The sequence below is a fragment of the Cryobacterium arcticum genome, assembly GCF_001679725.1.
Taxonomy (GTDB): Bacteria; Actinomycetota; Actinomycetes; order Actinomycetales; family Microbacteriaceae; genus Cryobacterium; species Cryobacterium arcticum_A.
On the sequence record NZ_CP016282.1, the window covers coordinates 1,280,143 to 1,294,542 of the forward strand.

Consider the following 14,400-nt stretch of genomic DNA (forward strand, 5'->3'; position numbering starts at 1 on the left):
CCCTCACGGTGGCACCACTCCGGGGGACGAGCCTCGGCGCCGTGGATACGCGCGGGAGGGCTGGTCGGGTGGGGTGCCCGCCTGTCGTGGCCAGGGGTCGCGGGGCCCGGCCCGCCGGCGACGCGCGCGCGCCTATCTCTATGTCAAGATGAGTGCCAACCCGTTTATGGGGGACAGAAAGGCGCACGCCATGCACGGGAGCCACGACGCCCTGCCACCACTGGGTGAGTCGGCGTTCAGCCTGGCGCGAGCCGTACTCATGCACGGGCCGATCTCCCGGGCCGAACTGGGCCGGCGTCTCGGCCTGTCGCCGGCGAGCCTGACCCGGTTGGGCAAGCCGTTCTTCGACCGCGGTCTTTTTGTGGAACTCAACGATGACCACAGCGGCGGCGTCGGCCGCCCGACCCGTCCGCTCGACGTGCGGGTCGACGGCCGCCGGTTCGTCGGCGTGAAGCTCACCGCCGACGATGCCTTCGGCGTGCTGACCGACTTACGGGCCAAGGAGCTCGAAGCGGGTCAGCGGTCGCTCAGCTCTCGCGAGGAGAGCACGGTCGTGGCACACCTCGTCGATCTCGTGCGGGAGCTCGCCGGCGGCGAGGAGGCCGCCGCATCCCTGGCCGCCGTCGGAGTCTCGGTGGGCGGCAAGGTCGCGCGCTCCCGCGTCGTCACCCGGGCACCGTTCCTCGGCTGGCGGGACGTGTACCTCGCGACGGCGCTGGAGAAAGTCCTGGGGGTTCCGGTCTTCGTGGAGAACGACGTGGCCGGGCTGGCCGCCGCCGAGCAGTGGTTCGGCGCCGGCCGCGGAACGTCGACCTTCGCCGTGCTCACCATCGGCACCGGGGTGGGCTACGGCCTCGTGGTCAACGACCAGGTCATCACCACGAGCGACAGCGGCCTCGGCCTCGGTGGCCACGTTCCGCTCGACGAGAACGGGCCGCTCTGCGATGCCGGGCACCGCGGATGCTCGGACGCCATGCTCACCGAATCGTCCATCCGGGCGTCGGTGGGCCGGCTGCTCGGCCGGGAGGTCGGCTACGACGAGGTGCTCGCGCTCGCCGCGGCGGGCGAGAGCGCCGCCCTCGAGGTGCTGCGGGCGTCGGGGCGGGCACTCGGGCGCCTGGTGGCCCTCATCGCGAACATCGCCATGCTCGACACCGTGGTGCTCGCCGGCGAGGGAATCGGGCTGTGGGCGATCGTCTCCGATGAGGTCATCGGTGCGGCCCGCGCGGGCCGCGACCCCGAGGCCACGCCGCTGCAGATCAGCATCGACGACACCGGCGTCTCCTCCTGGGCCCGGGGAGCGGCCGCTGTCGCGATCCAGCACACCCTGGCCCGGCTCACCGTGCCGGAGCATCCCAGCGAAACCAGTGCTACCGCGCCCATAATGGTTCGGGAATAGGATCGACCCCGCTGCCGTTGACACTGGTACATGCAAACGCATTGAGTCTTGGAGGCTGAAAATGCAGTTCGGAATCTTCACTGTCGGCGATCTCACCACCGATCCCACCACGGGGCAGACCCCCACCGAGCATGAGCGCATCAAAGCCATGCTCACCATCGCCCAGAAGGCCGAGGAAGTCGGCCTCGACGTCTTCGCCGCGGGCGAGCACCACAACCCGCCCTTCGTGCCCTCGTCGCCGACCACCATGCTCGGTTACATCGCGGCCAAGACCGAGCGGATCATCCTCTCGACGGCGACCACGCTGATCACCACGAGCGACCCGGTCAAGATCGCCGAGGACTTCGCCATGCTGCAGCACATCGCCGACGGCCGGGTGGACCTCACCCTGGGCCGGGGCAACACCGGACCCGTCTACCCCTGGTTCGGCCAGGACATCCGCCAGGGCATCCCGCTCGCCCTGGAGAACTACGCGCTGCTGCGCCGGCTCTGGCGCGAGGACTTCGTCGACTGGGAAGGCCAGTTCCGCACCCCGCTGCAGGGCTTCCAGTCCACCCCGCGCCCGCTCGACGGCGTGCCGCCGTTCGTCTGGCACGGCAGCATCCGCAGCCCCGAGATCGCCGAGCAGGCCGCGTACTACGGCGACGGCTTCTTCTCCAACCACATCTTCTGGCCCGCCTCGCACACCGCCAAGATGGTCAAGTACTACCGCAACCGCTTCGAGCACTACGGTCACGGCACCGCCGCTCAGGCGATCGTCGGACTCGGCGGCCAGGTGTTCATGCGCAAGAACTCGCAGGACGCCAAGAGCGAATTCCGGCCGTACTTCGACAACGCGCCGGTCTACGGCAACGGCCCGAGCATGGAGGACTTCACCTCGCAGACGCCGCTCACCGTCGGCAGCCCGCAGGAAGTCATCGACCGCACTCTCGGTTTCCGTGACTACGTGGGCGACTACCAGCGTCAGCTCTGGCTGATGGACCACGCCGGACTGCCGCTGAAGACCGTTCTCGAGCAGCTCGACATCCTCGGCGAGGAGGTCGTACCCGTGCTCCGCAAGGAATTCGCGAAGAACCGCCCGGCCGACGTGCCGGATGGGCCCACCCACGAGTCCCTGGTGATCGCCGCCGAGGCCGCGCAGGCGCCGACCGCGGTCGCATCCGCTCACCGTGACGACCTCGACACGGCCGCCGCGATCGCACCGCACCGCCGCGCGTCGGGAGCCGCGTTCGGCCTGGCCGGCGCCGGCAAGACCGGAGCCTAGAGATGACCGAGCGCACCCTGGCGATCGTCTCCGCCGGGCTCAGCCAGCCCTCGTCAACCCGGCTGCTCGCCGACAAGCTCGCCACGGCCACCGTGGCGCGCTTGGCCGACGAGGGTGTCACCACCACGGTCGTGACGTATGAACTGCGCGACTACGCGCAGGACATCATGAACAACATGCTCACCGGGTTCGCCAACCCGCGGCTGGAAGAGATGATCGAGGCCGTCACCTCGGCCGACGGCCTGATCGCCGTCACCCCGATCTTCACCACCAGCTACAGCGGACTGTTCAAGACCTTCTTCGACGTGATCGACAACCGCAGTCTCACCGACCAGCCGGTGCTGATCGGCGCGACGGCGGGAACGCCGCGGCACTCACTGGCCCTGGACTACGCGCTGCGGCCGATGTTCACCTACCTGCACGCCGTGGTGGTGCCCACGTCGGTGTTCGCCGCGTCGGAGGACTGGGGCACCGGCGACGGCGGCCGGATCGACAGCCGGGTGCAGACCCTGCCGGCACGCATCGAGCGTGCCGCAGGGGAGCTGGCGGCCCTTGTCGCCCGGTCCGACCGGTCCGCCCGCATCCGCGACCCCTTCGAGCTCCCCGCCGGCTTCAACCCCGCCGGCCTGTTCCCGCCCCGCTAGCCCCGGTCCAGTTCCACGAAAGCGGTCGTCTGGTCGCCTCATCTCGCTGAGGCAACCGCACGGCCGCTTTCGCGTCCTCACCCGGTGCCCCCATCCCCTGGTCAACCGGGTCGAGATCCCGCAACGTGCGTGTGTGTCGCACCCCGTCCGTTGGTCGAGCGTGTCGAGACCCCGTGACGTGCGTGCGTGAAGTGCCCATTCCGTCGGTCGAGCCTGTCGAGACCCCGCAACGTGCGTGTGTGTCGCGCCCATCGTGGGTCGCGTTGGCGAGCGACTCCCACCAGGTCTCGACAAGCTCGACCAACGGGGTTGTCGCGTTCCGCGCGGAGGCCTGCGTGTGTGTCGTGCCCCCGCACGCTGGTCGAGCCTGTCGAGACCCCGTGACATCCGTGTGTGACGCGGGTTGTCTCACTAGGTCTCGAAAAGCTCGGCCAGCGGGACTGTCGCGTCTCGCGCGGAAGCCCGCGTTTGCGCCGGGACCTTCGGCTCTGCCCGGCCCGCGGGCCGGGCGGCAGACTGAACAAGGTGCGCTGGAGAGAGTGCTTCCGCAGAGACGGAAGCCGTGACAACCGCGCAGACAGACAGGTCTTTCATGGTCGCCCTTCGCGAGGGACCCGTATTTTCGGATGCCCGCGCCGCGTTCTTCGCCGCCGGCCCCGACCCGCTCGATCTGGCGGTTGACCTCTCAACGCGCATCGGCACCCTCACGCTGCACAACCCGGTGATGCCGGCGTCCGGCTGTTTCGGCCCGGAACTGGGCACCCTGATCCCCGTCACCGAGCTCGGCGCGACCGTCACCAAGACCGTGTTCGGCTCCGCCCGCGGCGGCAACCCGGTGCACCGGCTCACCGAGACCCCCGCGGGCATGGTGAACAGCGTTGGCATCCCCAGCCGGGGCCCGGCCGGCTACCTGGCCGAGCTGCACCCGCGCTACGCCGCCCTGGGCGTGCCCACGATCATCAGCGTCGGCGGGCACCGGCCGAGCGAATACGCCCCCGTTGTCGAGGCGCTGCGCGAGCACGGCAGCGCGTTCGAACTCAATGTGTCCTGCCCCAACCTCGACCGGGACGGCACCGACATCGGCTCCGACCCCGCGGCCATCCGCGCCGTGGTCGCAGCCGTGCGGCGGGTCACCGACAAACCCGTCATCGTGAAGCTGCCGGTGCTGGTCGCCTCCATCGCCGACTGTGCGCGAGCCGCCGAGGAGGCCGGCGCCGACGCCGTCTGCGTGGCCAATTCGATCCCCGCGATGCCGCTGGATGCCGGCACCCGCCGGCCGATTCTCGGCAACATCATCGGCGGCCTGTCCGGACCGTCGATCACACCGATCGTGCTGCGGCTGGTCTGGCTCGCCTCGCGCGCCGTGCAGATCCCGGTGATCGCCTGCGGCGGAGTCGGCTCCGTCGACGGCGCGCTCGACTACTTCGCGGTAGGGGCCAGCGCCGTGCAGGTGGGTACCGCGAGCTTCGGCCGGCCGTTCGCCGCGGTGGAGATTGCCCGGGGGCTGCGGCAACGGTGTGTGGATGCCGAGGTCGGCAGCATCCGTGAGCTGCTCGAGCTGGAGTCCGCACTGTGAACCCGAACCCTTTCTCGGAACGCAACCCGTCGTTGGTCGACAAGCTCGACCAGCGTGAGGGGCTCGACCAGCGGAGGGAGGCTGACGCCGCCCGGCGGGCGGCCGCAGCGCGTCAGCGCGCGTTTGCCGACGCGGATGCGGCGGCCCTCGACGGGCTCATCTCGGTGCGGCCGCGTTCGACCGTGCAACGCCCGCAGCCGGTCTGGGACGACGCCGAGGTGCTCGTGCACGAGCCGGTGGGGGAGCGCTACCGGCGCTTGGTCCTGGCCAGCGACACCATCGCCGCCACCGCGCAGGCCGGTCAGTTCCTCATGATCACGGTGCCGCCCAGCGACGGAGACACCATCCTGCTGCCCCGGCCGATGGCCATCCACCGGCGCCGTCCCGCGATGCCGGCGCGCCCCGCCACCACGGACCATCCGGCGACCGCGGCGATGCCCGGCACCGTGGAGCTGATCTACGGCGTCGTCGGTCGGGGCACCCGCGCCCTGGCGACCGTTCCGGTCGGCGCGAGCCTGCAGCTCACCGGTCCGCTCGGCCGCGGCTTCGAATTCCCTCCCGGCAGCCGGTCGGCGCTGCTCATCGGCCGCGGGGTGGGCATCTGCGGCGTCATGGGCGCCGCGGAGGACGCGGCGACCCTGGGCATCCGCACCACCATGGTGCTCAGCGGCCAACGCCCCGACCAGCTGCTCGGCCGCAGCGACTGCGCCGAACTGGACGTGCGTGTGATCGAGGCCACCGATGACGACGGCTCGAGCGATCTCCCCACTCTCAAAAACCGGCTGCGCGCCGAATACGACGGAGCCACACCCGGGGCCACCCCACCCGACGTGGTCATGGTCTGCGGCGCCGGCGTGCTCGCCCGGCTCGCCGCCGAGCTCGGGGCGCTCTGGAACGTGCCCGTGCAGGCCTCACTCGAGGCGCACATGGCGTGCGGGCTCGGCTACTGCCACGGCTGCGCCGCCCCGGTGCGCACCGACCCGAGCGTGGAGGGCCCGCTGGTCTGCGCCGACGGACCGGTCTTCGACGCCCGCATCCCTATCGGTTAACCCCTGTTCTGCTAGGCTTAGTCAGGTAGTTCTTCGGATCTACCCGCTTTACCCGGAGCAGACCGGCAGGACGCTGGTCCTCGGTGGTGGTTTCCCAACGCGACAGTGTTTCCCAAACACAGTGCCAGGCACACGACGTTGGTGAATTTCTACTGGTGGCCAGCAACGTCGGCGCCCAACACATGTTCGGCAGCCATGTTCTGCCTGATCCTGCTCCGATGTCCCACTCGCGCGCCACACGGGCAAACGAGTCTAAACAAAGGAGAGAACCCCCATATGGAGGGTCCAGAAATCACGTTCGCCGAGACCGTTATCGACAACGGCAAGTACGGCAAGCGCACCATCCGTTTCGAAACCGGGCGTCTCGCCCAGCAGGCGCAGGGCTCAGCCGCCGCCTACATCGACGAAGAGACCATGCTTCTCTCCGCCACGAGCGCCAGCAAGCAGCCGAAGGACAACTTCGACTTCTTCCCGCTGACCATCGATGTCGAAGAGCGCATGTACGCCGCTGGCCGCATCCCGGGCAGCTTCTTCCGCCGCGAAGGTCGCCCGTCGACCGAGGCGATCCTCACCTGCCGTCTGATCGACCGGCCGCTGCGCCCGTCGTTCGTCGACGGACTCCGCAACGAGATCCAGGTTGTCGTGACCGTTCTGGCCATCGCGCCCGACGAGTACTACGACGTGCTGGCCATCAACGCCGCGTCCATGTCGACCCAGATCGCCGGCCTGCCGTTCTCCGGCCCGATCGGTGGCGTCCGCGTCGCCCTCATCCCCGACACCAACGGCTCCGGCCAGTGGGTCGCCTTCCCGAAGCACTCGCAGGTCGAAGAGGCCGTGTTCAGCATGGTCGTCGCCGGCCGCGTTGTGACGGATGCCGATGGCAGCGAAGACGTCGCGATCATGATGATCGAGGCCGAAGCGACCGACAACGCCTGGACTTTGATCCAGGGCGGCGCCATCAAGCCGAACGAAGAGGTCATCGCCGAGGGTATCGAGGCGTCCAAGCCGTTCATCAAGCAGCTCATCGTCGCCCAGCAGCAGGTTGCCTCCGCGGCATCCAAGCCCACCGGCAACTACCCGCTGTTCCCGCCGTACACCACCGAGGTCTACGACGCTGTCGCAGCCCTGGCGTACGACGGCCTCAAGGACGTCTACGTCATCGCCGACAAGATCGCGCGTCAGGATGCCGACGACGTGCTCAAGGCATCCGTCAAGACCGCCATCGCGGCCAAGGTCGAAGCCGGCGAACTGCCCGCAACCGCCAACAACCAGGTCGGCGCGGCGTACAAGTCCGTCACCAAGCTCGTCGTGCGCTCGCGCGTGCTCAACGAGGGTGTTCGTATGGACGGACGCGGCCTGGCCGACATCCGCCCGCTCGACGCCGAGGTCGCGGTCATCCCGCGCGTGCACGGTTCCGCTATCTTCCAGCGCGGCGAGACCCAGATCCTGGGTGTCACCACGCTGAACATGCTCAAGCTCGAGCAGACGATCGACTCCCTGAGCCCGGTCACCAAGAAGCGTTACATGCACAACTACAACTTCCCGCCCTACTCCACCGGTGAAACCGGTCGGGTCGGAACGCCGAAGCGTCGCGAGATCGGCCACGGAGCGCTCGCTGAGCGTGCCCTGGTTCCCGTGCTGCCCACGCGTGAGGAATTCCCGTACGCCATCCGTCAGGTCTCCGAGGCGCTCAGCTCCAACGGATCCACCTCGATGGGTTCCGTCTGCGCCTCCACCCTGTCGATGCTGAACGCCGGAGTGCCGCTGCGCGCCCCCGTCGCCGGTATCGCGATGGGCCTCATCTCCGACACCGTCGACGGCCAGACCCGCTATGCGGCCCTGACCGACATCCTCGGTGCCGAAGACGCCCTCGGCGACATGGACTTCAAGGTTGCCGGCACGAGCGAATTCGTCACCGCGATCCAGCTCGACACCAAGCTCGACGGCATTCCCGCGTCGGTCCTGGCCGGCGCGCTGACGCAGGCGAAGGATGCCCGCACGACGATCCTCGCTGTGCTGAACGCCGCCATCGACAAGCCCGACGAGATGGCACCGACCGCGCCCCGCGTGATCAGCGTGCAGATCCCCGTCGACAAGATCGGCGAGCTCATCGGCCCGAAGGGCAAGATGATCAACTCGATCCAGGACGAGACCGGCGCCGACATCTCGATCGAGGAAGACGGCACCGTGTACATCGGCGCTGTCGATGGTCCCTCGGCCGAGGCCGCGCGCATCATGGTCAACTCCGTCGCGAACCCCACCAACCCCGAGGTCGGCGAGCAGTTCCTCGGAACTGTCGTGAAGATCGCCGCTTTCGGCGCCTTCGTCTCGCTCCTCCCGGGCAAGGACGGCCTGCTGCACATCTCTGAGGTGCGCAAGCTCGCCGGCGGCAAGCGCGTGGAGAACGTCGAAGACGTCCTCGGCGTGGGCCAGAAGGTCCTCGTTGAGATCACCAAGATTGACGACCGTGGCAAGCTTTCGCTCGCCCCGGTCCTCGCCGATGAGGCCGACACGCAAGGTCGCGACGCCGCATCCGAGGGACCCGAAGCTCCGGCCGAAGGTTAGTCACTAGTTCTGCCGGTCACCTCTCGCCAGGTGTGCCGGTCAGACGGAAGGCCCGTCCTGCTTCGGCAGGGCGGGCCTTTTCGCGTCCGTCCTCGGCGTCCGCCGGCAGCGTGTGCCGGCGGCGTCCGTCGTCAGGCTGGTTTGGGCTGGGTGCCGCGCTCGAGCAGCGGCGTGACCCGGTAGGGAATGAGCTCGCCCATCGCCAGGGACGTCTCGGTGCGTTCGACACCATCACAGGCGAGGATGGTGCGGTCGATCCGGAACAGGTCCTCGGCGTCGGCGCAGGCCACCCGCACGAGCAGGTCGGCCGCTCCGCTCATCCCGTGCGCCTGCACGATCTCGGGAATCAGGACCAGCTCGGCGATGATCTCCGCGGCCCGCTTCTGCGCGATGTACACCTCGATGAATGCCGTCAGCGGATAGCCGAGCACGGCGGCGCTGATCCGCCGGTCGAATTCGAGGAACACCTTCGACTCCTCGAGCCGGGTCATCCGGGCCTGCACTGTATTGCGGGATAGCCCGAGCGTATGGGCCAGGCCCACATAGGTGCTGTCGGGGTTCGCGCAGAGGGCTGTGAGCAGCTCGAGGTCGACTCGGTCCAGATGGTGCATACTGCCAGACCGTAGCATGCGTCCTACCCCCTGAACAGGGCACATTGCGCACCGTGACCGAATCGAGCCGAGCGCCGCGCACGGCCGGGGCCGCACCGGGCTCGCGATCATCGACTGCGGGTTGACCGGGTCAGCCCGGCGCGGAAGAGTGGGCGCATGGCTGACACCCGAGAGACCCTGACGCCCGCCCAAACCCACACGGTGCTCGCCGGGGGAGACTTCATCCATCTGGAGGGCGCCCTCTACGCGACATACCGCACCGCGGACTTCGCGGCCGCGGTGCGCCTGGTCGACGCGGTGGCCGCCGACGCCGAGGCGTTGAACCACCACCCCGACGTCACCCTGGCGTGGGGAACGGTGGAGTTCCAGCTCAGCTCCCACGACGTGGCCGGGGTCACCGAGCGGGACCTGCGGCTCGCGCTGCGCATCCAGGAACTCGCCGGGGAGCAGGAGGCCCGCGCCACCCACCTGCTGCCGACCCGCATCGATGTTGCCATCGACTGCGCCGACGCGGATGCCGTGCGCCCGTTCTGGCGGGTGGGGCTGGGCTACGTGGAGTCGGGCGAGCCCGGTGAGACCGAACTGACCGACCCGCGCGGCCTGGGCCCCAGGGTCTGGTTCCAGCACATGGAGCTGCCCAGGGTGGAACGCAACCGCATCCACCTGGATGTCTACGTGCCCGTCGCCGACTGCGAGGAGCGCGTGCAGGACATCATCGACGTCGGGGGAGTGCTGCTCACCGACGAACACGCGCCGGATTGGTGGGTGCTGGCCGACCCGGAGGGCAACGAGCTCTGCGTGTGCAGCTGGGACGCCTGAGCTCTCAGGCCGCGGTGCGGGCCAGGGACTGCTCGATCGCCGCGACGAGCTGGGCGGACTCCGGCTCCACCGTTGACGCGAACCTGTCCACGATCACGCCGTCGGAGTTCACCAGGAACTTCTCGAAGTTCCACTTGATCAGGCCGGGCAACACGCCCTTCTTGAACTTCGTCAGCTCCGCGTAGAGCGGGTGCTGGTGCTTGCCGCGCACGTCTACCTTGGCGGTGAGCGGGAAGGTGACGCCGAAGTTGAGCTCGCAGAACTGCTGGATGTCCTCTTCGGTGCCTGGTTCCTCGCCCATGAACTGGTTGCACGGGAGGCCGAGCACCACCAGGCCGCTGTCGGCGTAACGCTTGTAGAGCGCCTCCAACCCCGCGTACTGGGGTGTGAAACCGCATTTGGAGGCCACGTTGACCACGAGCACCGTCTTGCCGGCGAAGCGACCGAAAGTGGTGGGTGTGCCGTCGATGAGGGTGAGCGGGATGTCGTAGAGCGGGGAGTCGGACATGGCCAACAGATTACTCCCGGCACCTCGGAACGAGCCCGGCCCGGGACGATTTCCGGCCGATCGGGGGGTAATCCCGAACGTTTCGGTAACGCTTGCCGCGCGCCCCCAGCGGAAATCCAGGATCGGGTTATTCTCGGCTGTACAGGGGTCGGCGCGCCACGTGCGTCGCCCGTTCGAGGGTGGTGATTGTATGAGTGGCAGCGCGGGGACAGACAGCGTTCGGATGGCTCGCGGCGCCGGTGAATCCCGCACGGAGACCGCCGATGCTGACGGTCGCACGGCCGCCGCGCTGGAGGCCCTGATCCTGCAGACCCGTCCGGTGCAGGTGCAGCACACCGGCCCCGTCCACCTTCCCACGCGCTCGTCCGGCACCGCTCCAGCCGTGAGGCGCACCATCGGCGACACGGATCTGCAGGTGCACCCGCTCGCGCTGGGCTGCAGCGTATTCGGCTGGACCACCGACGGCGACACCGCCATGGCGATCCTGGACCGGCACTTCGAACTCGGCGGCAACTTCCTCGACACGGCCGACAGCTACGCTGCCGGCCGCAGCGAAGTGCTGATCGGCTCCTGGATGCGCACCCGCGGGGTGCGGGACGATATTGTCATCTCCACCAAGATCGGCCGCAACCGGGACAACCCCGGGCTCTCGCCGCGCAGCATCGTCGGCGCTGTGCACGCGTCGCTCGAGCGTCTGGGCACCGACCGGATCGACCTGCTGCACTTCCACTACGACGACCTCGACGTTCCCCTCGAGGAGAGCCTTGGCGCCATGGAGACCCTGATCAACTCGGGCACTGTGCGGTACATCGCCGCATCGAACTTCACCGCGGAGCGATTGATGGAGGCCCGGGTCCTCGCCGCGAACGGGCTGCCCAGGTTCGCCGCCGTCGAGACCCCGTACAACCTGATGAACCGGGTCTCCTTCGAATCCTCCCTGGCGCTGGTCACCCGCGCGCAGGGCCTGGCGGTCATGCCGTACTTCGCTCTGGCACACGGTTTCCTCACGGGCAAGTACCACTCCAAGGCCGACCTCACCGACACCATCCGGGCCGGGCGCGCATCCGCGTACCTCAACCGCACGGGGCTCAAGGTGCTGGGCACCGTCGAGCGCATCGCCGAGGACCACGGCGTGGCACCGTCGTCGATCGCCCTGGCCTGGCTGCTGGCCAGGGAAGGCGTGGCGGCCCCGGTGGCCAGCGCGAGCCGCCCCGACCAGGTGGACGCGCTCGTCGCGGCGGGTTCGGTGCGGCTGGGCCGTGCCGACATGGTCGATCTCGACCGGGTGTCCGCCTGAGCGGTCTGAGCACGGTTGTCGGCCCGCTGCGAATCCGGTGTGCGGCCGGAGGAGATCCCGGCCGTCAGGCCGGCCCGTGCGCAGGGGTGTCGTAAGGTTGAAGCGATATGAACGGCGCCGTTGAATTTCCCCTTGACCTAACCGAACTCTCGTTTCGGGCCGCCGGTGATTCCCTGGTGCGAAGGACCGTGCTCCCCAGCGGTGTGCGCATCGTCTCCGAACAAGTGCCGGGCAGCCGCAGCCTCACGATCGGCTACTGGGTGGCGGTGGGATCCCGCGACGAGCAGCCCGGCCACTTCGGGTCGACACACTTCCTCGAGCACCTGCTCTTCAAGGGCACCAAGCAGCGCACCGCCCTGGACATCGCCATCGCGTTCGACGCCGTGGGCGGCGAGCACAACGCCATGACGGCGAAGGAATACACCTGCTACTACGCCAAGGTGCAGGACCGCGACCTGGCCATGGCCGTCGAGGTGCTCACCGACATGATCAGCTCCTCGGTGCTCGACCCGGCCGAGTTCGAGACCGAGCGCGGCGTGATCCTCGAAGAGCTCGCGATGGCCGACGACGACCCGGCCGACGTCGCCAACGAGCGGTTCTTCGAAGCCGTGATGGGCCGGCACCCGTTGGGCCGCCCGATCGGCGGCAGCCCGGACACGATCCGTGCCGCCACCCGCGACGCGGTGTGGGAGCACTACCGCGCCAACTACCGCCCGCAGGACCTCGTGGTCACCGTGGCCGGCGCCGTCGACCATGACGTTCTCGTGGCCGCTGTCACCCGCGCGCTGCTGCAGGCCGGCTGGGACCTCAGCGTGCCCGCCGCGCCCGTCGGCCGGCGCTCCGGCGCGGCCGCCGTGATCGAGCAGGGCCGGCCCGTCACGGTCGTGCACCGCCCGCTCGAACAGGCCAACCTGCTGCTCGGCGTGCCGGGCCTCGTCGCCAACGACGACCGCCGGGTGGCGATGAACGTGCTCACCTCGATCTTCGGCGGCGGCATGTCCTCCCGGCTGTTCCAGGAGGTGCGCGAGAAGCGCGGCCTGGCCTATTCCGTGTACTCCTTCGCCCCCGGCTACTCGGATGCCGGCCTCTTCGGCATGTACGCCGGCTGCACTCCGGCCAAGGCGGGGCAGGTCGCCGAGATCATGTTGGCCGAGCTGCACCGGCTCGCCGACCACGGCGTCACCGCCGACGAGATGAAGCGGGCCTCCGGGCAGCTCTCCGGCGCATCCGCCCTGGCCCTCGAAGACTCCGACACGCGGATGTCCCGGCTCGGCCGGTCCGAGATCACCATGGGCGAGTTCGTCGACCTCGACGAGGCGCTGCGCCGCCTGGCCCTCGTGACGGCCGACGACGTGCAGCAGCTGGCCGCGGAGATGGTCTCCCGGCCGTTCTCCATCTCCGCCGTCGGCGCCCTCGCCGATGACGCCTTCGACGGGATCTTCCCGCACGACCCCGTATCGATGCCCGTGAACTGACTGCCTGAAGGACCCGCCGCTCCACCCTCGGCCGCAGACCCGGCCGGACGCCTGCACCAGCTCAACCGAAAGGGCGATGATGCCCCAATATCTCTACCTCGTGCGACACGGCGAGCAACAGGACGCCGAATACGGCCTCCCGGACGGGCCACTGTCACCGCGAGGCAAGCGACAGGCGCACCTCATCGCCGAGCGTCTGGGCGGGGTGCCGTTCACGGGAGCCTGGCATTCACCGTTGCAGCGGGCCGCGGAGACCGCCGCGATCATCGCCGACCGGTTGCCCTCGCTCACCCCGGAGGCGTCACCGCTGTTGTTCGACTGTGTTCCGTCGGGTCGAGCGCCCGAGATGCCCAGCTCCTATGCGCCGTTCTTCAACGCGATCTCCGACGAGGAGATCGAGGCCGGCCGGGCACAGATGGAGGACGCCGTCGCGGAGTTCCTGCACCCGCACCGCGGTCCCCGGCACGACCTGCTCATCACCCACAACTTCGTGATCGCCTGGTTCGTGCGTGAGGTGCTGGGCGCCCCGGACTGGCGCTGGATCAGCATCAACCAGGCCAACTGCGGCCTCACCGTGTTGCAGCAGAAGCCCGGCCGGCCCTGGTCCCTGGTCACCCACAACGACCTCGGCCACCTGCCGGTCGAACTGCGCACCGGCCTGCCCGACCCCCTGCTGTTCTAGACGGCTCGCCAGTCAGGGCCGGGCGTCGGGGTTGACGATGAGGAAGTCGGTCAGCCGCGTCCAGTCGGCCGAGACCGAATCGGACGCTTCCACGATGGTGGCCCCTCCGGTCTCACTGCCGACGGTCGCGAGCCCAGGGGCGTTCCCGCAGGCCGAGTTGGAGAACTCGGTGTCGGCCGCGACGAGGATGAGGCAGATGCCGGGGACGCCGGTGTCTGGATTCACGAAATCGGCCAGGTAGTAAGTAGTGCCGCCGAGGCTGCCCGCGAGCCTGCTCGAGTCAGCGTCTATGCCCCCCTCCGAGTTCACCGACGGTGGCAACGCATCATCCGGCTCACGCTCGCTCGCCAGGAACTCCCGCACTCGCGAGGTGGCGTCCGCCGCACAGCCTGTCAGTCCGAGACAGCACACCGCCACCACCACCGCCGCTGCGGTCCATGCCGTGCCCCGTGTTCGTCGACCTGTCATGAGAGCCCCCGCTTCACGTCCGTTGTCCGTGGCCGAAATCTAG

At 69.0% G+C, this 14,400-nt stretch carries 13 protein-coding genes; 10 read left to right on the forward strand and 3 right to left on the reverse strand.

Annotated elements, in window-relative coordinates; translation table 11 throughout:
- The first annotated feature begins 190 nt into the window (after nt 1-190).
- The 6 genes from PA27867_RS05665 to PA27867_RS05690 all read left to right on the forward strand — a co-directional run bounded on the left by PA27867_RS05665 (nt 191) and on the right by PA27867_RS05690 (nt 8,497).
- A complete protein-coding gene (locus PA27867_RS05665) occupies nt 191-1,399 on the forward strand; it encodes an ROK family protein (RefSeq protein ID WP_066594312.1) in 1,209 nt (402 codons plus the stop codon).
- Nucleotides 1,400-1,460: 61 nt separating this feature from the next.
- Nucleotides 1,461-2,663, forward strand: coding sequence for an LLM class flavin-dependent oxidoreductase (locus tag PA27867_RS05670; RefSeq protein WP_084020741.1), 1,203 nt, complete (start codon nt 1,461-1,463; stop codon nt 2,661-2,663).
- A gap of 2 nt (nt 2,664-2,665) precedes the next feature.
- Nucleotides 2,666-3,307: an FMN reductase gene (locus tag PA27867_RS05675; RefSeq protein ID WP_066594313.1), complete on the forward strand. Its 642-nt coding sequence runs from the start codon at nt 2,666-2,668 to the stop codon at nt 3,305-3,307.
- Between the two features lie 592 nt (nt 3,308-3,899).
- Nucleotides 3,900-4,883 (forward strand): dihydroorotate dehydrogenase, encoded by a 984-nt coding sequence (locus PA27867_RS05680; RefSeq protein WP_066594314.1) that lies wholly within the window; start codon nt 3,900-3,902, stop codon nt 4,881-4,883.
- Nucleotides 4,880-5,932 carry a hypothetical protein gene (locus PA27867_RS05685; RefSeq protein ID WP_208857304.1) on the forward strand — a complete coding sequence of 351 codons (1,053 nt, stop codon included), beginning with the start codon at nt 4,880-4,882 and terminating at the stop codon, nt 5,930-5,932. Before PA27867_RS05680 ends, PA27867_RS05685 begins: the two co-directional genes overlap by 4 nt.
- Nucleotides 5,933-6,208: 276 nt before the next feature.
- Entirely contained in the window at nt 6,209-8,497 is a 2,289-nt protein-coding gene (locus tag PA27867_RS05690) for a polyribonucleotide nucleotidyltransferase (protein WP_066594316.1), read from the forward strand.
- A 131-nt stretch (nt 8,498-8,628) separates the two neighbouring features.
- Here PA27867_RS05690 and PA27867_RS05695 read toward each other — a convergent pair whose 3' ends face one another.
- The gene (locus PA27867_RS05695; protein ID WP_066594321.1) at nt 8,629-9,108 is read right to left on the reverse strand and encodes an Lrp/AsnC family transcriptional regulator; all 480 of its coding nucleotides are present in this window, start codon (nt 9,106-9,108) and stop codon (nt 8,629-8,631) included.
- A gap of 156 nt (nt 9,109-9,264) precedes the next feature.
- Between PA27867_RS05695 and PA27867_RS05700 the strand changes: the two genes are divergently transcribed.
- On the forward strand, nt 9,265-9,927 hold the full coding sequence (locus tag PA27867_RS05700) for a VOC family protein (protein WP_066594324.1): 663 nt from the start codon (nt 9,265-9,267) through the stop codon (nt 9,925-9,927).
- A 4-nt stretch (nt 9,928-9,931) separates the two neighbouring features.
- Here PA27867_RS05700 and PA27867_RS05705 read toward each other — a convergent pair whose 3' ends face one another.
- Nucleotides 9,932-10,435: a glutathione peroxidase gene (locus PA27867_RS05705; RefSeq protein ID WP_066594327.1), complete on the reverse strand. Its 504-nt coding sequence runs from the start codon at nt 10,433-10,435 to the stop codon at nt 9,932-9,934.
- A gap of 223 nt (nt 10,436-10,658) precedes the next feature.
- On the opposite strand from PA27867_RS05705, the gene PA27867_RS05710 reads away from it, so the two are divergent.
- The 3 genes from PA27867_RS05710 to PA27867_RS05720 all read left to right on the forward strand — a co-directional run bounded on the left by PA27867_RS05710 (nt 10,659) and on the right by PA27867_RS05720 (nt 13,889).
- Nucleotides 10,659-11,732 carry an aldo/keto reductase gene (locus tag PA27867_RS05710; RefSeq protein WP_066594329.1) on the forward strand — a complete coding sequence of 358 codons (1,074 nt, stop codon included), beginning with the start codon at nt 10,659-10,661 and terminating at the stop codon, nt 11,730-11,732.
- Nucleotides 11,733-11,839: 107 nt separating this feature from the next.
- Complete coding sequence (locus PA27867_RS05715) at nt 11,840-13,207, forward strand: M16 family metallopeptidase (protein WP_066594330.1); 1,368 nt, start codon at nt 11,840-11,842, stop codon at nt 13,205-13,207.
- 79 nt (nt 13,208-13,286) lie between these two features.
- A complete protein-coding gene (locus tag PA27867_RS05720) occupies nt 13,287-13,889 on the forward strand; it encodes a histidine phosphatase family protein (protein WP_066599206.1) in 603 nt (200 codons plus the stop codon).
- 12 nt (nt 13,890-13,901) lie between these two features.
- Here PA27867_RS05720 and PA27867_RS05725 read toward each other — a convergent pair whose 3' ends face one another.
- Nucleotides 13,902-14,198 carry a hypothetical protein gene (locus tag PA27867_RS05725; RefSeq protein WP_157109135.1) on the reverse strand — a complete coding sequence of 99 codons (297 nt, stop codon included), beginning with the start codon at nt 14,196-14,198 and terminating at the stop codon, nt 13,902-13,904.
- Nucleotides 14,199-14,400 lie beyond the last annotated feature (202 nt).

Bases quoted from the DNA above. Each gene is read 5' to 3' on its own strand.
- PA27867_RS05665 (WP_066594312.1), top strand. From the start codon at position 191: ATGCACGGGAGCCACGACGCCCTGCCACCACTGGGTGAGTCGGCGTTC.
- PA27867_RS05670 (WP_084020741.1), top strand. From the start codon at position 1,461: ATGCAGTTCGGAATCTTCACTGTCGGCGATCTCACCACCGATCCCACC.
- PA27867_RS05675 (WP_066594313.1), top strand. From the start codon at position 2,666: ATGACCGAGCGCACCCTGGCGATCGTCTCCGCCGGGCTCAGCCAGCCC.
- PA27867_RS05680 (WP_066594314.1), top strand. From the start codon at position 3,900: ATGGTCGCCCTTCGCGAGGGACCCGTATTTTCGGATGCCCGCGCCGCG.
- PA27867_RS05690 (WP_066594316.1), top strand. From the start codon at position 6,209: ATGGAGGGTCCAGAAATCACGTTCGCCGAGACCGTTATCGACAACGGC.
- PA27867_RS05695 (WP_066594321.1), bottom strand. From the start codon at position 9,108: ATGCACCATCTGGACCGAGTCGACCTCGAGCTGCTCACAGCCCTCTGC.
- PA27867_RS05700 (WP_066594324.1), top strand. From the start codon at position 9,265: ATGGCTGACACCCGAGAGACCCTGACGCCCGCCCAAACCCACACGGTG.
- PA27867_RS05705 (WP_066594327.1), bottom strand. From the start codon at position 10,435: ATGTCCGACTCCCCGCTCTACGACATCCCGCTCACCCTCATCGACGGC.
- PA27867_RS05710 (WP_066594329.1), top strand. From the start codon at position 10,659: ATGGCTCGCGGCGCCGGTGAATCCCGCACGGAGACCGCCGATGCTGAC.
- PA27867_RS05715 (WP_066594330.1), top strand. From the start codon at position 11,840: ATGAACGGCGCCGTTGAATTTCCCCTTGACCTAACCGAACTCTCGTTT.
- PA27867_RS05720 (WP_066599206.1), top strand. From the start codon at position 13,287: ATGCCCCAATATCTCTACCTCGTGCGACACGGCGAGCAACAGGACGCC.